The 18,436-nt window shown below is 45.5% G+C and carries 19 protein-coding genes and 1 tRNA gene; 10 read left to right on the top strand and 10 right to left on the bottom strand.

Going from position 1 to position 18,436, the window contains the following annotated elements:
• Positions 1-33: 33 nt before the first annotated feature.
• A complete protein-coding gene (locus tag DYU11_RS25270; protein WP_119670516.1) occupies positions 34-291 on the bottom strand; it encodes a hypothetical protein in 258 nt (85 codons plus the stop codon).
• A 1,028-nt stretch (positions 292-1,319) separates the two neighbouring features.
• Here DYU11_RS25270 and DYU11_RS25265 point away from each other — a divergent pair.
• From DYU11_RS25265 to DYU11_RS25250, 4 genes are all read left to right on the top strand, one after another.
• Positions 1,320-1,676 carry a hypothetical protein gene (locus DYU11_RS25265; protein ID WP_119670515.1) on the top strand — a complete coding sequence of 119 codons (357 nt, stop codon included), beginning with the start codon at positions 1,320-1,322 and terminating at the stop codon, positions 1,674-1,676.
• A gap of 95 nt (positions 1,677-1,771) precedes the next feature.
• Positions 1,772-2,032, top strand: a complete 261-nt coding sequence (locus tag DYU11_RS25260) for a hypothetical protein (protein ID WP_119670514.1) — start codon at positions 1,772-1,774, stop codon at positions 2,030-2,032.
• 237 nt (positions 2,033-2,269) lie between these two features.
• Positions 2,270-2,704, top strand: coding sequence for an ADP-ribosyltransferase domain-containing protein (locus DYU11_RS25255; protein WP_119670513.1), 435 nt, complete (start codon positions 2,270-2,272; stop codon positions 2,702-2,704).
• Between the two features lie 32 nt (positions 2,705-2,736).
• Positions 2,737-3,126 (top strand): helix-turn-helix domain-containing protein, encoded by a 390-nt coding sequence (locus tag DYU11_RS25250; RefSeq protein ID WP_119670512.1) that lies wholly within the window; start codon positions 2,737-2,739, stop codon positions 3,124-3,126.
• Positions 3,127-3,133: 7 nt separating this feature from the next.
• Here DYU11_RS25250 and DYU11_RS33360 read toward each other — a convergent pair whose 3' ends face one another.
• Entirely contained in the window at positions 3,134-3,280 is a 147-nt protein-coding gene (locus DYU11_RS33360) for a hypothetical protein (protein ID WP_158600356.1), read from the bottom strand.
• 202 nt (positions 3,281-3,482) lie between these two features.
• The gene (locus tag DYU11_RS25240) at positions 3,483-4,529 is read right to left on the bottom strand and encodes a restriction endonuclease (RefSeq protein ID WP_119670510.1); all 1,047 of its coding nucleotides are present in this window, start codon (positions 4,527-4,529) and stop codon (positions 3,483-3,485) included.
• A gap of 101 nt (positions 4,530-4,630) precedes the next feature.
• Between DYU11_RS25240 and DYU11_RS25235 the strand changes: the two genes are divergently transcribed.
• The 5 genes from DYU11_RS25235 (at position 4,631) to DYU11_RS25215 (ending at position 8,634) form a co-directional block, all read left to right on the top strand.
• Entirely contained in the window at positions 4,631-4,873 is a 243-nt protein-coding gene (locus tag DYU11_RS25235) for a hypothetical protein (protein ID WP_119670509.1), read from the top strand.
• A gap of 258 nt (positions 4,874-5,131) precedes the next feature.
• Positions 5,132-5,578 (top strand): response regulator, encoded by a 447-nt coding sequence (locus DYU11_RS25230; protein ID WP_119670508.1) that lies wholly within the window; start codon positions 5,132-5,134, stop codon positions 5,576-5,578.
• 66 nt (positions 5,579-5,644) lie between these two features.
• Positions 5,645-6,031, top strand: a complete 387-nt coding sequence (locus DYU11_RS25225) for a response regulator (RefSeq protein ID WP_119670507.1) — start codon at positions 5,645-5,647, stop codon at positions 6,029-6,031.
• Positions 6,032-6,763: 732 nt separating this feature from the next.
• Positions 6,764-7,972, top strand: a complete 1,209-nt coding sequence (locus tag DYU11_RS25220) for an ImmA/IrrE family metallo-endopeptidase (RefSeq protein WP_119670506.1) — start codon at positions 6,764-6,766, stop codon at positions 7,970-7,972.
• Between the two features lie 5 nt (positions 7,973-7,977).
• Positions 7,978-8,634, top strand: coding sequence for a P63C domain-containing protein (locus tag DYU11_RS25215; protein WP_119670505.1), 657 nt, complete (start codon positions 7,978-7,980; stop codon positions 8,632-8,634).
• A gap of 74 nt (positions 8,635-8,708) precedes the next feature.
• Here DYU11_RS25215 and DYU11_RS25210 read toward each other — a convergent pair whose 3' ends face one another.
• Entirely contained in the window at positions 8,709-9,101 is a 393-nt protein-coding gene (locus DYU11_RS25210) for a hypothetical protein (protein ID WP_119670504.1), read from the bottom strand.
• Between the two features lie 316 nt (positions 9,102-9,417).
• On the opposite strand from DYU11_RS25210, the gene DYU11_RS25205 reads away from it, so the two are divergent.
• Positions 9,418-9,849, top strand: a complete 432-nt coding sequence (locus DYU11_RS25205; RefSeq protein WP_119670503.1) for a hypothetical protein — start codon at positions 9,418-9,420, stop codon at positions 9,847-9,849.
• A 243-nt stretch (positions 9,850-10,092) separates the two neighbouring features.
• Here DYU11_RS25205 and DYU11_RS25200 read toward each other — a convergent pair whose 3' ends face one another.
• The 6 genes from DYU11_RS25200 to DYU11_RS25175 form a co-directional block, all read right to left on the bottom strand.
• Positions 10,093-10,593, bottom strand: coding sequence for a hypothetical protein (locus DYU11_RS25200; RefSeq protein ID WP_119670502.1), 501 nt, complete (start codon positions 10,591-10,593; stop codon positions 10,093-10,095).
• A 61-nt stretch (positions 10,594-10,654) separates the two neighbouring features.
• A complete protein-coding gene (locus tag DYU11_RS25195; protein WP_119670501.1) occupies positions 10,655-15,739 on the bottom strand; it encodes an NACHT domain-containing protein in 5,085 nt (1,694 codons plus the stop codon).
• 151 nt (positions 15,740-15,890) lie between these two features.
• A tRNA-Asn gene (locus DYU11_RS25190) sits at positions 15,891-15,964 on the bottom strand.
• Between the two features lie 94 nt (positions 15,965-16,058).
• The gene (locus DYU11_RS25185) at positions 16,059-16,391 is read right to left on the bottom strand and encodes a hypothetical protein (RefSeq protein WP_119670500.1); all 333 of its coding nucleotides are present in this window, start codon (positions 16,389-16,391) and stop codon (positions 16,059-16,061) included.
• 109 nt (positions 16,392-16,500) lie between these two features.
• Positions 16,501-17,130 carry a 16S rRNA (guanine(527)-N(7))-methyltransferase RsmG gene (gene rsmG, locus DYU11_RS25180; protein ID WP_119670499.1) on the bottom strand — a complete coding sequence of 210 codons (630 nt, stop codon included), beginning with the start codon at positions 17,128-17,130 and terminating at the stop codon, positions 16,501-16,503.
• Positions 17,131-17,177: 47 nt separating this feature from the next.
• Positions 17,178-18,341, bottom strand: coding sequence for a glycosyltransferase (locus tag DYU11_RS25175; RefSeq protein WP_199736790.1), 1,164 nt, complete (start codon positions 18,339-18,341; stop codon positions 17,178-17,180).
• Between the last annotated feature and the right edge of the window lie 95 nt (positions 18,342-18,436).

Below are 18,436 nucleotides of genomic sequence, written 5' to 3'. Positions count from 1 at the left end.
CCCAGGCCCCTTCACACGGAGGGGCTTTTTCGTTTAGTAGCCGTCACCCCAATGGACGGTGATCAGCCCCAGGTCTTCAAGGATGCGCAGGTTTTCTTCAGTGAAGTCTAACGCCAAGGTGTTCATCGTGCCCCCATCCTCCAGTTCGATTGACTCTAATGGATCGGCTAAATGCAAGCTGACCATATGAGCTACCTCCTGAACGGGTTTTCCATACGTCTTGGCTACCTCATCCAGAGAGGTGCTAAAGCGAACGTGGTCAACAGGTAACGGCTGCTCTTCTTCGTTCATGGCGCGGTGGTTGACAGTTCCACCCTTGAAAACTACGCCTTATTCCCGTGTTTACCAACCCATCCAGCTCTCTCACTGTTAACACGCTTCTAAACAAATGTATCTAACAGCAAACAGCAACATGGCGCATACTATTTGTAGACATTTATCCAACATTGAACGGAATTTTGTCTAATGCTTTTTTAGCTATCTAACTGATTAATACGCCTGTATAACTAAATTGGATTGGCATGAATTATGATATTACATAATCGGCCCTTTCTAAAATACAGGTATGTAGCTAGCTATAGCAGCCATGAAAGAGGCTTTTTTTTACCATCCCCCGGTAGCAGGCCAGTTTACCAGCGTTGGAACTCCCGAAGCTTTTCTTTGGGGGTAATCCATGTTACCAGCCGGTTACGTTAGGGTTGCTTTAAAATACTCCCTACCCGCTACGAGCCGAGGCCGGGCGGTTTTTAGCGCTCCCCCGCCACTCTCGCCGGGTGATGGCATAGGGTACCCATCAAACCGTTTGTGGTTTGTCCTGGTAGACGGTATGTGTTTTCGAGACGGGTATTGCTACCGGCCTGCACCATAGCAAAGCACTGGCTACCGAGCCGAGGTGCGAGACGAGCCGAGACGATCTTATTTGTCTTACCGCACGGATAGTTTAAGACTCGGCGATATGCAGAAGACAGATTAGAATGTAGTTGCCAAATAGCAATCTGCCTCCAAAATTTATCATACGTCGTAACGACTTGATATGCAGTCTATATACAAATATATGCTGATGCTATAGTGCAATTCGGATTTAATGAACTAGAAAAGTTTTCAACTGTATCAGGCTGATTCTCATTAAACGAGTTGCCATTTAGCAATTATAACTAACTGATTGATAGATACTTACTAGAAAATTTCTCTTGCTTAAGACCGGTAGGCGCTGTAATATTGTATCAACAAAAAGCCCCGTACTGCTGCTGCCAGGCGATGCAGTAGGGGCAGATTGTAAAACCAAAATCCAGTTGTTTCACCTTAAACAAATCTGTCTCATGGTTACCGATCAAAAGTACGCATCTACCAACTCCGGCGCAACCGCCGTTGAGCAAGAAGACAATGCGGCTCAGGAAACGAGCCAGCAAGCTCCCATTGTAAGTCCGAAGTTATCCCCTCAGCAGGAAGTGACAAAAATCGTGTACGAGTACTTTAGCGCCCATGACGGGGCGGCTAAAGGCGTTGAAGTCTTAAACGACCTATTCCATGATTGGTTGATGTATCAGCCTACCTATGGTGAAATCTCCCATGATTACTTACGCGATATGCACTGGCGGACGACACGATTAGTAAACATGCTGGTCCAACTGGGGCAGGTATGGGAACGGGACGACCAAAAGTATTTACATGATTAAGAGTAGGTAACAATCCTGGCAATGGCCCCTACCTGACGCATGAGGTAGGGGCCATGTAAAACATAACTTACACACCGATTTTACCTACTACGTACATGATGACCGATCTTAAATTGCCGATAACTGTTACCCTGGAAGTCTGCACTGTTCCGCAAACGGGTAAGCTCTCCGAGTATGAAACACTGATCTATGCCCTGTCTGACTACCAGAAGACGGAGCTGCAACTGATGGACAAGAATCGGACCGAGCAGGAGGCCTACCAGGACTGTCAGGATGAGGCCAGACAAGCCGGTGAGCTACTGACCCGGCTGGCCAATCAGCTTTGTGTATCGGTGGCTACATCGGTACCCCGGTAGTACGACCATTACCGGAAAATGACCCTGCGAACTGCCAAAGGCCCTATATAGGGTTTGGCAGCTAGCAGGGTTTTTCACATCCTGCCAAGCACAGTTTAGCACCTTCGTTGGCAGTATCTACTTACCATCTGCCGATTGTCGATAAGAATAGTATAAATGAGTATGTAATACAGAAATATATTACTATCTTTGGGTAGTTGAAAGCCCGCTCCCGAGGTGAACCATCGGAGACCGATCATGCAAGTAATAACCGAGTACACCCGGCATAGCTACCGGGCCATTAACCGGGCTTTGTCAGCCGGGGACGTTACCGAGCAGGCTGCTGCCCTCATCGAAGCCGTCAGCGCTCTGCCAGCCCTGCCGGGGACGAGTTACCGAACGTTCTGGGTGGATGACCTGGAGGGGATGGTAACGACGCTCAAAAGCGGGAAAGTGCTGTACAGCGCCTTTACCAGTACCAGCCGGTTACGGAGTGTAGCCGAGCGGGTTAACGGGAACGTCAAGTTGACGATTGAAGGGTATAGCGGCTGGGACATTGCGCCCTATAGCGATGCCCCATTGGAGATGGAAACGCTGTTTCTGCCGGGCCGGACCTTTCGGGTGAAGCGGGTACGGGTGAAGACGATTGCGGGTAGGTTGGGTAGTGTCGAAGCGGATTTAGTGGAACTGTAGACGGAGCCGGGGCCGAAACGCCGGTCAACAACATGCTAACAGAACAGAATAAGAAGCTGCAAGCGGCTGATCCTGCCGAGGGTACACTAGGCGAACGTATGCAATCGGGTGGCACTGGGGAAGCGGTAGACAACGAGTTGGAGCCGCCGGTCGTTGAGGAGGAAGAAGTTAGCGTACCGGGTGTTGTCCTGCCCGGTGAAGGGTTACGACTGTCGAATACGCCCGATGCGATGCCAGCACTGATTGCAGCTCTTCGTAAGTGGCGGGGTATGACCCAGGCGGAGCTAGGCCAGGCTATTGGCTACCCGGCACCTGTCATTGGTAACATTGAGCAGGGGAGCCGTAAACTAGGGTTGAAAACGCTGGGGGACTTATTTGCCGCGCTAGGTGGTGAACTCTACATTGAATATCGCCAGAAATAAACGGTCCTTATTTGAGGAGCTTGTCGACTGAACCGGCATTCTCGAGGGCATTCTGGAACTCGCGGCCGCCAATGAAAAATTTGGCAACGAGGCCGTAGCCATCAACAGAAACGAAGGTAGTCAACAGAGACAGCGGCTCGGGGCAAAGCAACATCGATAACGGGGAATTCTTCGGGACCGGTAACGACAGTCCCTCCCGGTAGATCCCGGCAGCCTTCAACTGAAGACCACGACGTGATTGAAACGCTGTCACCCGGCATTCGCACCATATTGGGCAGCAGAATTTTATCAAGACCCGAATTGGTCAAACCGATATCGATCGCCGGCGGCTGGAAGGCATACAAAACCCCCTATTGCTAAGGAAGCTTTGTTTGCTTTTTCTCGTCAAATTCGTGAGGGAATCTCTTCTCTTTTGCTATGCCTAAATGCCTGAAGTAAATTTTTTCGTAGGGTGAACCATTAAATGCATATCGACAAAAGAGATGAGGATATGGGTTATGTTCGTCTCCGTCCACTTTGTAGTCTATAATATTATAATAGGGTATACGGCCAATTCGCATCGCTTGGAAAACTTTATATTTTCCGCTGTCTTTGCGGCTGTCGCGGTAATTTTGTAAAACCTCCCAGTTACCCTCATCGTCCATTAGTATAGTGGTACCTATTCCTCCGTCGATCCAAAATTCAACACCATTGTGGTATGTGTTGAATAAAAAGGTCATAAACCAAGCCGAGTTTTCTTTATCAATCTCTGGGTAAGTTGTATCATCAACGGAGCGGACAAAAACTTTGGAAAACATAAACTTACGAAAGGGTTCATAAGCCCAGATAGTATAGTACTTAGGGTTTGCAGCTCCCTCTTGATTGATAAAATCCTTCAAAAATCTCCTCTCCATCGCAAGACCGGCTCTTATTTTCGCTGCATTATCTCTTGTCGATTGCTCTAGTTTCATGCCAAAATAGACGAAAAGTAAATCTTTATGGTCTTTATACAATCTTGCTTCTAGTGTGCTTCTAGTCCAAATCTCTACTTCCTTTACTCCTTTTTGGGAATCGTACTTCTGGCAATGGTCATAATGAGCCCTGGTTGACTCGCAGGCAATAATGATTAGCAGCTTGTGAGGAAGGGGAGAATTCTTTGCCACCTCGTCAATGATTGCCGTAAAGTCAGCTTTCGAAATGCTGCTGTATCGCTTACACTGAATAAACCAAATTACCTCTTCTTTATCCAGCTGCTGAACGGCGTGAATATCAACGCCACCATCCGCTCCTTTTCGGCCAAAATGATTGAGCTGCTTCCAGTCTTGAATACGAACGACGAGATTTAAACACAAGTCATCGAAACGAGCTGGGTCTAAATCAGAAAACGGTAATGGGTTATACGTTCTTGTAAGCTTTGCGGCCATAGCAAGCTGTTAATGTTTGTTGTTGCGCTACAATTTGTACATATTATTTACCATACTATTTATTTGTTTATTTTCCGGACGGCAATGCTTATCTTAGGCGTATGGACTATGTGGTTCGTTTCCTGCTACACCAGCACCCTCCCGGTGCCGACGACACCTCGGCGGTCGCGGCTGACGCGCTGGTGGCCGACCTGCCCGTCTACCAGCCCGGCGATGCACTCACGCTGGCCGGGGCTGATTACCACGTCGTCAGCCTGCCCCGGCTTAAACTAGTGGCTCATCCCGTCGAGCCGGGCCGCCAGGCTATGCTCTGCCAGGTGTACGTGCGGAAGGGGCTTTTTTAATATCCTGTAAAAATTGTGAACTTGCCGTGTCGCTAATGCGCTGCTATCAGCCTGTTAGTGTGGATGAAGTTTTAAAAGCCCCGCCCGGTTGAGGTCAGGGCTTTTTTTATGCAAGGTAGTTTACTAGCTAATTGTCAGCTATATACGTCAAGTGTGACTGAAAGTATTTTATTTCTTTGCAATCAATAAGTAGCGTAAAAAAAGTACAAACGCTAATTAAGACGTTTACTGTTAACCAGTATATAAGCTAATCTCGCCATGGCTCAATCCTCGTCAAGTTCAGAACATGTTTTACTTATCGATGCATCCGAATCCAGAGAAATACTTGCAAATCTCTTTGAAAGCGGTTTTAGCCACACGACAGTAGTCGTATGTGACTCAGTAGAACAAGCTTACGTTTATATAGCAAAGCGACTGGAATCATTCCGTAGCTTACCGAAACTTGTTTTCCTAGTTTGGGATAGCGCTACTCCGGAAGAAAACCAAGAAGCTTTGACAAAGTTAAAATCCACGCCTGATGTTCAGTGGGTGCCGATTATCGTTTTGAGTAATTCTTCCCAACTCTCAATGGTTCAAAAAGCTTACCAGTTGGGTGCTAATTCATATCTGATTAAGCCGCTAGGGTATGATCATTGGCTTCAATTGCTGGAGGCCTTGCGGTACTATTGGTGGGAAATAGTATCGTTTCCTAACGTTACCTATTGAAAGACATAAAATAGTTTTATTAAACAACATAGTACAGGAGCAACTGTACGATAAACATACTTTCTTATGAGTAAGAAATGGATTGCTCTTCTTGATGGCGATGAAGAAGATCTTTTTATTTGGAACACTGGGATAAACTGGTTTGCTAACGAGTTGGAATTGAAAAGTTTTATTGATCCCAACGAATTTTTGGTTTTCGCCAGGCAACTAGCGAACGGACCCTCGTTGATCATTATAGATGGAATCATTCCAAGGGGCGATGAACTGTACTGGTTATCTAAAATCAAAACAACTCCCTTTCAAACTGTACCCATCATTATGTTGGGAGGTGATGAAATAATGCTGAATAAGGAGCAGTTCACACGCGCCGGTGCCACGGACTGTGTTTATAAGCCTTCCTCGTTTAAGGAGCTTCAGAACTTAATTATGTATATTAAACAGTATGTGGTTTGACAAGTAATAGGTCATAACTGAGCGGGCGGCTTTGACCTGAATACAGCCTTGATGCCCCGCCCGGCGATAAACTGTTCTGATACGGCCTGTATAAGTGGCACCCCCATTTGTGGAGCCAAATCTTAAGTGTGGCCGGAAGATTGCCGAACTGGCTAGCAACCACCTTGGCCTATCTACGCTACGAGTACTACTCAATTAACCTACCTCATCGCTTTCTATATTTTCCTTTCGTAATTTCCCCCTGACACCCCTCTGCCTGGCCTCTGCGTTCACCTCCTCCGGACGCAGCCAAAATGCCGCCCAACGTTGATCCCTTCTTGTTTCTCCTCTGATAGTAGGGCGGCTACTCTTTTTGTGTCCTGTAAAAAGCGTAAACTTGCCGTGTCGCTAATGCGCTGCTATCAGCCTGTTAGTGTGGATGAAGTTTTAAAAGCCCAGGCCCGGTTGAGGTCAGGGCTTTTTTGTTGAATACACTGCTTATAGAGTCAAACTTGGGTGAGTGTAGACCATGCAGGAGCGGCTGGAAAAGAGACAAGCGGCCCACAAATTCATTTAAGCTTGCCGCTGCCGCCTTCTAAATACCTCAAAACTATTCTGTTATTAAACGGCCAAGCAAAAATTAATTTTAATTTACAGTCATAATTCTGATTTTTTTTGTACAAAGATTTGCAACTTCACCATAAACCCGTACATTTGACAATGTAGAAAGTTGATTTTTTTTGTACAAGACTGATGAATTTCACTAACCAAGATGATATAGATGCTTATCTGGACAGGATTTTACAGGCGAACACCCCTTCGCTACAAGAGCTATTCAATCAGAAGCTGAAGGAACTAAAGATAGCTAAAACGACCGCTTATAATTTGATGGGGGTACACACAACAACCATGAAGGGGGTATTAACCGGCTCTCAAAAGCAAGTTGACGTAAGGAACTTGGTTAAATTGGCTAACTTTTTACAATTGCCACTAGAACAAGTTGCGGGCTTATATATAAAATCCATTGAGAAGAATTTTCCAGTTAACACCATAACGGCTAAAGAAGTCAATTTTATTAAGCAGAACTTTGATTTAGCCGTTTTAAAGAAGGCGGGTCTAATTGAGACTATCTCAGATTTTGACCATATTAAAAATCGTATCTTAGCACGTTTAGGATTAAGGTCAATTTTTGAATACAAACGCCCTTCCATTGATGTAGCTTTCTCCTCAGGCGCCTACAAAGCCGAGAGTAACCTTACACGCGCTTTTTGGATTAGCTCAGCTTTGGCTACTCTGAGTGAGATAAACAACCCTAACGCCTATGATAGGGAAGCTTTGGTAAAATTATTCCCACGTATAAGTTGGTATAGTACTAATATTCAAAATGGGTTATTAGAAGTCTCAAAACTGCTTTTCAAGCTTGGCGTTACTGTTATTTATCAACCGCCTTTACAAGCGTTACGAATAAACGGGGCAACGTTTAATCATAATAGCAAACCTGCTATTGTATTAAGTAATCATAGGGGATTTTACGCTACCCTTTGGATTGCCTTCATTCACGAACTGTATCATGTTCTTTTTGATTGGTCAGAAATAAAAGAAAATAAATATCATCTTACTGACGACGATAACGAACAGTTGTCAGTCCAAGAGAGGGAGCAGGAAGCTGATGCCTTTGCCCGTGAGTATTTATTGCCAAATAAGAAGTATGAGCTTATACGACGTTATTTGAATGACTACGAATACATAAAGGAGTTTGGGCTCGCTAACCATGTTGAACCGAGCATTATCTATGTATTTAGTGCTCTTGATAATCAGTCTACTAACCGTAATGCCTGGGCAAGAGTAAACAAGTTTTCGCCTAAACTTGACCAATGTAAAAAGCCGATTAATTGGCATTGGGATGATGCACGGACTGTTGAAGAAGCAATACCGCAATATATAAATGAATATAGTTCTTGATTAGCATGGCAGACAACGAAAATGATCCTAACGAGGATGAGGATATTAACTCCTCTAGTGACAACAATAATCAAGTCAACGAACAGAAAAACGTTGAGTTGACTGAAGAGCAACGGCGACAAAGAGCAATTGAAGTCGGAAAGCTTTTTGAAGATAAGGAGGACTTAATTAAGGCTCGTGCGGAACGTGAAAAGAAGAAACGAGAAGATATTATTGAACTACAAAGTGGTGTCAAGTTTACAATCGCCGAAGTAGAACGCATAGTTACCGTTGAACCACAACCATACTGTCCCTTATTCCCCTACGACGAGCCTTTTTACAAGGAGCTGTATCGCCTATATTATCCTGATAGAGATTATAAAGAATACCCTAAACCCCATTACGTTGGTAAATTGACTAAAGAATTAATTTACAACCGCTTTGAAAAGTCTGTTTTTATTGCCTTAGATCATCTAAACCCCTTAATCAAAGGCAGATGTCGGGCACGCAGGCTATTTCAGCATTTGAACGGTGATGGACAAGCTGATGTAGTGCGATTTAGAGATAACACTATCGAAGTAGCCCAACCTATTCCTGACGGAGAATCGTATGCCTTCAGAAAAAAAATGTGGGAAATCCACAAAGTCCCTTATCAGCTCAAAATTTTTGAGAACAATGATTAGTCTTTTCTTATAACTTTTTAGCTACCTCCTTTGGTTGTTTCGGCCGTAAAGTAGCTGCCTTCACTTACCACTGATTAATGGCTGGCAAGCCACTCTGTAGCCTTCGCGTCAAAATCTCGGAGTGCGTGCCTGATTAGTTCTGACTGGCGGTCCGTCTCGTCGCTGATTACTTCAAAGCCTTTGGCGTTGGGCTTTAGGTTGGCATACTCCTGCTGAATGACCACAGTTGCAGGTAGGATTATATCCATTGCTTTTGTCCGAGCTTCATCAAGTTCGCCAGGCAGCTCCAGGGCTTTAAAATAGGCTAGAGTTTGCGCTATTTTTTGGGTCAGGTTATTCATGGCCCACTTCGCTTTACTAGCCTCACCGTGCGTTAGTCTGCCGATTCCTACTTTGAGGTTATGGAGTTGGTCCAGTTGCGCTTTAAGGCTCTGCTTGTCCATGATTTTTACTTTACTTGCTTCCAACGCGGGGCCAGTGCATTGAAGCAGGGGTTGATTACACGCAAATCTACAAACTGGCTAGTATTTTAGCACGGTCTTTTTTCGAGGTAGGCAAACAAAAGCGATCGATATCAACAGGTCAATACGCGCCGTACTTGACGTCGGCATAAACTCTCCTCACCGTAGCTTACTTTTCGCTGCTGGCGCCTTCGAAATAACCATAAAAACCGTGTCTTGTCTCAAAATTGAAAGTTGTTGCCCCAAAATTGAAAGTCAATCTTTGGCAAATGTGATTACTTACGACCGAAACTTTAATCTTTTAACTCTTACTTATTCAATCATGGCCGATCTGCATCAAGAGCTTAAAAAATTCTTAGACAAGGACTATGTTGAGTCTTCAGAAAACACACCCCAATCCTTTTATAACTCAGTTTTACTCAAGGCTGAGGCAGAAAAATTAATTGGTGAAATCTATGTTTTCTTAGAAGAACACGACATAGAGTTTAGAAAAGACTGGGCTAACCCTCGTTTTACACCACGAGCAGCAATGGAAAAACCCTATGCTAACACAATGGCAGAGATATATAAGGAGAGCTATTCTATGCGGGTCCAGACGCTTGCCAGAATGATCAGCACTGAACTTAATATTCCCTTTAAAACAGAGGATTATTATCACGTTATTCCAACATCAGAAAGTGCTGGCGTAATTGATGAAAGTATCAAAAAAGTAGCTACTAGGTTAGCTCGGCTAGCGGCTCAACTCTTGTACTAAGGGTTTCGTTTTGACCATCGTTATAAATCACAAAATCAAACTGAATTTGCGATTTATAACGCTTACAATATATTAACCGGCAGGAACTAGAAAGTATATATATTCGTGCATCTACGGGTCCAGTGAAGGCAATCGCACCGTAGTGTAAGTACAAGTTACGCAACTAATTACCCTGACGCTGATGGTATCAGGGTTTTTTGTTGTATTCGTCCCACCATTTGCCATTAATTTCGTTAGTCGGCTTTATTGCCTTAGATAATGCTCAAAGTAACGACTTGGAATCTTGGTGTATTTGTAATCAATAGTAAATAACATATCCCCAGAGCCGATAACGGGTTTGCCATCATAATAGGCACCGAAACTAAATCGTGTAAAATAAAAAGTGTTGTACGAATTCTGATGCAGTTTATACTTTTTCTGGGCAACTGATTCCTCAGCCTGGAGTCGATTAAGTTCTCTACGGTGATAGGCTGACAGGTGGCCGTTTTTGTAGAGTTGGTTTTGATGAAATTCGAGATCATCAATGATTGTTTCTATACGTAAGCTATCTATTTGCCCGAGCGTCAACACAACATAGCGCACAGACAGTACTCGAATATCTGACGTTTTTTCTTGTTTGTTAGGCGGCAGTTTCTGAGGAATGTTTAACGCAATTACTTGTTTAAGTGTGTTCATCGTCTCAATTTCTTGCGGCTCTGATCCGCAAGACGATAGCAGTAGCATCCATAGAACTAGCTTTTTCATAGAATAATATAATGAGGATAAAATTTTGCGTTCTTAGCTTTAAGGCAAGCAAAAGCCGAGCTTAGCTAGTTTGGCTTTTATATGTTATTAAGTTTTCGCGCGTGATATATGCTTGTGAAGATCCTAAGTCAGTCATTTGATCCAACAGCCAGACAAAATCGTTAAGCAACGACACCTCGTTTCTCAAAACGTTGATGTATCGTTGATACAAGCGGTTAATTAACTTCTCGGCAGAGCTGTGCGATAGAGCTGAAAGATTAGTAGGGTATTTTTTTACAATATTAACTACCCAGCGTAGCCCATCAGGTAACAGTGTTTGGTCGCCAACTGTAGACAATAATTTTACCAACGGGCGAACATCATGTTGTCCAAAGTCATCAGTAATGCGCTTAAAAAATGCTCTCTTTCCTTCCAAAGGAATCCAATGTGTCCAAGCCTCTTCCCAGATGATATCTAAGAACAATAAATCACTAAATAAGCGCTTCCCGGCTCGCTTATTTATTATATAAAAGCGCTCCCATATTCGCCAAAAATTAGCAGTAACCTGTTTGGCAAGTGGTTCAGGATTATTATAAACGATTTGTCCCAGCTCAGATATCATCATTCTCAGCGTCAATTGAACAAATTCGTAGCTATTACTTCCGTGGAACTTAGTTGAGAGAAGTTGCTGAAACAACCGTTCAAGTACATCCGCTCCTCCTTCGTGATTACAATGGAGCAAGTAATCACGAAACCATTGCTGTAAGCTGATTCGATCACCATCGTAAATTAATGGTCGCCTGTTTAGCCACTCATCCTGGTTGTCTTCTTTGTCTAAACCTTTAAGAAACAATAATATAAAGAGTTTTTTATAACTTAAGTGCCGTTCCTCTTGAGTATTGAAGGGTAGCATCATCACCGCCCGAGTTAGCAGATGGCTATCCCAGGTAGTTAGGCTAATCTGCTCATAGTTAATGTCGCTGCTGGCTTGCCCTAACGCCACTTCAATGATAAATTCTTCTTCGGCTTTGGCTACCTGCCTTTGTAATTCCTCGTCATGATAGAGACGCAACTCATCTTTTTCGTGGAACTTTCGAAGCTGGGCAAATCCAATCAAGCTCTGCCAGACATGGTTAGCTACAGATGTATCAATTTCCCACAATTGTTCACGCAATGAGGCTAAAATAGGCTCCATCTTATGGTTTGGGAAATAAGTGATTAATACCTGAAATAGGAGCCTGATTACCATCTGTTGCACTTCATGTTCGTCTGCAACTTTTAACAGGATTGGTAGAGAAGTTAAAGCCGGCTCATACTCAAACGGTGAAACACTCAATTCATAATCTATATGATAACGTTGTCCTTCAACGACCTGAATTAATGATTCAACTACCACAAAAACCACCTCAAAGCACCATTTTCGTTGCTCTTCGGTTAATTTAGAATTTAAGTCTCGTAAGCCAATGATCGCCAGCATAACCGGGCGGTCGTACATTTTGTCGAAGCTGTCGGTGGAATAGTATCGATCAAAGATAGTCTTCCATAACTCATAATCAGCGACAACACCATTCTTCTTTCCATGTACGTTCCCAATCCAAGTGGTATCTTTCCAAGCTTGATCCACCCATTCTTGCCGTGGCTTATACTCATCTACGATTACCTGTACGTCCGGCTCGTAATTAGGTTCAACGATAAAGCCACCCAAAGCTTCATCATAGTCACGAAGTTCCCATTGGCGGCTGTCTATTTCGTTTAGTAATTTACGCCAATGGACATCCTCCCCTTGAGCCTCTTGTTTCAGACGGTCAAATTGTTCATGGATTGCCTTGTTAAGCGTACGGACATTAAACTGCATGTGACGTACAAACTCCGATAACCCACCCGCGTAATGCTTACGATGGGGTAGCTGGTTTGAGTTAATGCGCTCTTGCTGGGCAAATTCTATCTCAAAATCTACTACAGCCAAAGCACCAGCACGATCATCTAAAGAACGTCTCACATCCCATTGATAAAATTCTCGTGTACCTAATAAAGGAAGCATTGCCTCGCCAACCTCTTCGGGATAAGCCATCGCGATACTCACCAACACGCTACTGATCGCGACTGAGTTGGAACGGCGGAGTAGATACGCGAACATCTGTCGCAAACTGTTTCGGCTGACGTCCGTTTTAAGGGCAGCTGTATCAAATAGATACTTTTCTAAGCTCATCAAGATTGATTCCAGTAGATCAGAGGAGACGACTGTAGCTCGGTATGCTTGCCATAAGACCTGATTACCCCATTGTTGAGTCACGGAACCATCTGGAAGAACTACATCAACTTGGATTGGCACATCGTCTTTTGCACGGGCTGATCGCACATACTGTCCAGTGCAGTAATTGACCATCTCCAGCACGAAATCTAATCCATGTTGTCGACTAAATAGAAGCAGATCAAGAATAGGCGTTTTGTAAATACCAGGCGGATTAGCGTGCAAATGTGATTCTAAACCATATAGCTTACCTTGGTCAAACCAATCATGATCTGCTTCATAATCTTCTCCTAACAATGAGTGATTAACTTTTGGCCGCTCCTTGCGCACCCAAACAGCACGGGCCATGGCAATCACTTGATCAGGTAAAAACCGGGTAAGCGGCCGACTGTATATCCCGGAGAGAGCCATCTTGCGGATGTGACCGTAAAACGAACGTGGATGATGCTCATACCGATCATTCGGACCAGGCATTGCCCGTTGAAGCAACGTATGAACTTCTTCCTGAGCGTATTGAGTTAGCTCAAAGGCTACGTCGATCAATGCGTTAACTTTACCCTTAAGTGGCTCTTTACGCCAGTTTTCAGCATTATTCTCGATCCTAGCTAAATATGTGAATAGAATATTCTTTACAGTCCGGATTTCATTTGTAGAAAGATCCTTACTAGAACTCAGTTGTAAATTATAACTCCAATCAATTAGTAGACCAATGACTAATGTTTGTAATGAATCCAGTTGAGCTAAATGCTGTTGTACAAAAGACAAAGCAGCTTCCCAGCCAGAGCCAACGGGATACAAGAAGGTGCTGTTGTTACCGGGCCGACGTTCCTTACAGGCTGTGCGAAGCAGGTGTAATGCCCTTTGCAAAAACTGCGCTTGGTCTTGCAACAACTCTGATTCAAACTCGGTGAAGAAGGCAGCGCTATCGTCAGATCGGAAAATTGCAATTAGCACTTCATCCGCCCAATATGGTTCGATGGTGGCTTGCTGGCGCGTATCCCGTACTAATTGAAAAATGATTCCGGGCTGCTGACGCAACATATCCTCGGTCCACAACCGAAAGGCCCGACGCAAGGCCGGCTTATTGCCAATGTGTTGATAGAATGCCTCGGGTTCAACGTGATTTTCCCATAATTGCCGGATGTGTTTAGCAAGTGCCCAGTCTTCGAGTATATCGTGCGAGGGCGTGTATTTGTGTTCATTCGCCTGTTTGGTCAGTACATTGTCGTTCACCAATTCATCAATAGCCGCAGCGTCCGCCTGGTCAGGTTCGGCATAAAGTACCATGCGTTGCGCCCGGCGCAGGGCGATCTCGATGAAAGCCTTGCTTCGTTTGGCAGGCATTCCGTTCCGAATGACTACGTGATTTTCAACAATGTGCTGCCAAAGCCGGTTCTTAAAGTCAGTCAGTGTTAATTCGTTGACATTATCGGTTGTCTTACTCACCCACTGCACTGTATAATCTAAATACTTCGGGCTACGCAGTACCTGCCGGATCTTGGGGTTAGCGGCCAATGGATGAAGCTGTGGAAAGGCGACCAGCACTTGTTCAAATTCGCCGTCCTCACCTTCTGTTAAAAGGGGGACCTCCAGTACAGACACATTAGTCAAGGCGTATTTCTGAATCAGAAGATCAACTGCGTAGATGCGCGATGTAGCCACAACACGTACATCTTTCACTCCCTCCAATATGTGCATGAATTGGCGAAACGCATTGTCAGAGTCGCCCTCCAGTAACTTCTCGAAGCTGTCAATCGCAACTATTTTCTTGGGAATCGCTGACAGGCAGGCAGAAAGCTGGACTAACCCATCCGACACGCCTAATCCGGAAAACACCTGACTCAAATGGGATTGGTTAAACTGATCCGCTTTGAACGTTAGGGCGACTGTATCAGGTGTAGAATCCAAAAGAACTTCTTTAACCAACGCTGACTTCCCCGCGCCTGGCTCGCCAATAATTATGGTGAATTTGTGGTCGTTTATATGTTCGGTTAGCTTGTCGCGTAATAACGACCTATCGAGATGAAGATTCGCAATGGTGTTTTTGAGCGGACCTATGATTGCCTGACTATCCTCCTGGAGTTTTTTGATGGCGGCATAGCTGTCATGTAATCGAACGGGATCGAAATAAGTAGCAAATAACTCCGTCTGTAGGCTGTTGAGTGTGACACTACCACCATCTTTATTCAGTCGAGCGACGAATGCATAGACAGCAGTCCAAATTTCTTTTTCGGATACTGTAACCGTCTGGTTCTTAGCCAGCCTGATTAAATTCAAGAAGTTTGTTTCGCTGTTACTGCTTTCCTGCCCAAAATCATACTCCAAGATAACTAAACAGCGCAGGAACTGCCATACGCGTTCCTGATCCACTACCTGGCCATTGTTTGCTTTTTGAAGCACATCGGACAATACCTTTAATACTTGTACTTTGCTGTCGATACGCTTAACCTCCTGGTAAAAATCATCCGCCGAAGCTTTCGATTTGGCCCAGTTTAATAGTACAACCGTGTCTCGCTTGTCAACCTGCGTCATTTCGCTTTTAATAACAAGCAGTCGGTCGAACACTGGATTGAATACGCTGGCATTGGTGAAGTCCTGCCAAAAAGCGGTCATCACCTCCTCAAATGTTTTGTTCTTTACCGAAATCGTTAGGTTGTGTTTAACCTGGGCCAGTAGTTGATGTTCCCCTTGGTGGGAGCGTACTTTAACCAGCAGATCGTCGGTGCAGAAGCCCAAGCGGGTCGTCTGGAAAGCTACTTCGGTAATCTCGCCGGTGGGCAAACCGGGTACTTTGCCCCGCACCAATAGAGTCGTTACAAAGGCGGTCTGAACACTTTGCTCAAAAACGGTACCTCCTCCCCCTTTTGAAAAAACGCTACTGTGATCGTTAGTATCTGTTGATGTATCTGAAATCATATCGGAATCTCTTTACGTATAACATATTGATGGTAGGTCGTAAATTTTGAAAACTATATGGTCTGGAAGTTATTTATAAATGTATTGCAAGTTGTATTGCAACCAAAAGAGAAAAGCACTTAACATTTCTGCTAAGTGCTTGATTTTCAGGCTCCCGAAGCTGGGCTCGAACCAGCGACCCTCTGATTAACAGTCAGATGCTCTAACCGACTGAGCTATTCGGGATCGTTATTGAAAACGTGGTGCAAAAGTAGTGCAGATACTGATAGGACGCAAGCGCTGATCGTAAAAAATCTGCAAAATTTGCACGCTGGGGGCCTTAGCGTCCCGGATCCCCCCCCCGTGGCGTATCAAACGCGTCGGGTCGGTTGTTCGGTACGTTCTGAAGAATCAGCTCTTTAACCCGCCGGGCATCGCCCCGCGTGAAGTTTTTGATCACGATCTCGGGCCGGGCGCGGGGAATGACCCGGATCGTTGAGAAAAATATTCCATTCTCGATCTCAACGCCCGAAATGTCCGAATAGAATACGAAATTATCCGTGCCGCCAATCAGCTTGCGAACGCGGAACGTGACGCCCTTGTCATTGAACTCTACTATGTCGCGGTTAATCGGGTCTTTGAAACTGCTGGATGCGAATCGTTCGTTTGCCATGGTTTGCGGTAGTTCGGAGTTTGTGGTTGGTAGTTTGTAGTTGATTAACGCCCGTGTGTGGTTCCTCTCGCGTCAATTAGCGATCAACTACGAACCTTAAACTACAAACCTATTTCTTAGGAATGTAAATCACTTTCTTGGTCTCAAAAAACGGCTCCTCGAAGTAATCCGACAGGTCGTAGATACGATACTTATCAGGTACTTCGCTTAACTCCTCTGCCAGATCACCACCTTTGAGGTACAAAACACCATTGGGCAATTCATTGTTGCCCTGCTTGTGAATTTTGTACCGTACCCAGCCTAAAAAGGGTTTCAGCCGCGTTACGGCCCGGCTCACCACAAAATCGTAGGTACTGTTCAGGTGTTCCACACGAGCCTGTTCGGCTTTTATATTCTGCAAACCTAATGCACTGGCTACTTCCGATACAACCTTTATTTTTTTTCCGATGCTGTCTACCAGGTGAAAATCGACCATCGGGAACAGAATGGCCAGCGGAATTCCGGGAAAACCACCTCCCGTTCCGACATCCAGTACCTCCGTGCCGGGTGTAAATTGAACCACCTTCGCGACCCCGAGCGAGTGCAGGATGTGCTTTTCGTACAACTGATCGATGTCCTGCCGCGAGATGACATTGATCTGGGCGTTCCAGTGATGATACAGGTCATTCAAAGCCGCAAAGCGTTCCTGTTGCCCGGCGGTTAGTTTGGGGAAGTACTTATAAATCAATTCGACGTTCATGCTGTCGCGTTATGGTTTGTGGTTTTACCCTTGCCGATCGGCGGCTTTTAGCGCCAGTATAGTTTGCGACGGCGGTTAATATACGTATTCAGCCCCATCACTACGTAATATACCGCCAGCGTTACGTCCATCAATGGTATAATGGCCCAGTGGACTGTGTGCGCCAGCCGGTAGCTGATCCGCCCGACAATACCCCAGAAGGTCAGGAGCCGCAGGGCAAACAAGCCGCCAACTGTTTCGAGCAGGAGCTGATCAGAGTCTGTGAACGGGTAGCCGACTTGCCAGCTTACCAGCACGGTCAGCCCTACGATCAAACCCAGCCACCACGTCAGGACATGCGAGCCGGTTAATAGCCCTAACCGAACCTTGTGTCCCGTCTTATAATGCTTTCCTACGTTCAAATGCCGGCGTTTCTGCATCCGCCAGTCAGCCCAGGTTTCCTTGGGCTGCGACCAGGTGAACGTAGCCGGATCGAGACTGACGGCCGTGTTGCGGCCAGTCGCCACTTCGTTGATGAAGAGGTCGTCGTCGCCCCCCAGCACATTCATGTGTGAGTAGAAACCGCGGTTGTCGAAAAAGAGTTGCCGCCGGTACATCAGGTTGCGACCCACGCCCATGTAGGGCCGCCCGGCCAGTGCCAGTGATACGTATTGCACGGCCGTGAACAGCGTTTCGATCCGGATCAGCAGATTCAGCAGACCCGGTCGGTGCTCATAGGGCGAAAAGCCAAGTACAATGTCGGCGCCGGGCTTGTTCAACTGACCGACCATACCCGCCAGCCAGTCGGAACCAGCCGGACGGCAATCGGCATCCGTGAGCAGGACGATGGGGTGAAGCGCCTTCTTCAACGCAATCGTAACGGCGTACTTTTTGGGCGTAACGTGGTCGTAGTCCTTGTCGATCCGGATAAACCGCACCCGCGACAGGTGGCTGATCTCGTTTTCAAGGAAGTGCTGAGTCCCGTCGGTGGAGCGGTCGTCCATGACCAGTACCTCAAACGTAGGATAGGTCTGACTATCCAGCAGCGGCAGCAAGTCGGTCAGGTTACGCAGTTCATTACGGGCGCATACCACCAGCGTAACCCCCGGGCTGGAGTTGCTGACGGGGTGATCAGCCTGTCGGAAAAAAGCCGTTCGAACAAAAACAAAAAGAACAAAAATGAGCTGAATACTGATGGCTAACCCCCACAGTATCAGAAGAACAGTAAGCACAAGGTAAACGTGGTTCGCTAATTGTTTCAATTTAAGGCTGTAAAGATAGGAGGAAGGGAGGAAAGGAAGAAGGGAAGGAAGGGAAAGGGAGGAGG

This window comes from Fibrisoma montanum (genome assembly GCF_003583365.1).
GTDB classification, from domain to species: domain Bacteria; phylum Bacteroidota; class Bacteroidia; order Cytophagales; family Spirosomataceae; genus Fibrisoma; species Fibrisoma montanum.
This window is presented reverse-complemented; position numbering and strand designations above follow the sequence as displayed.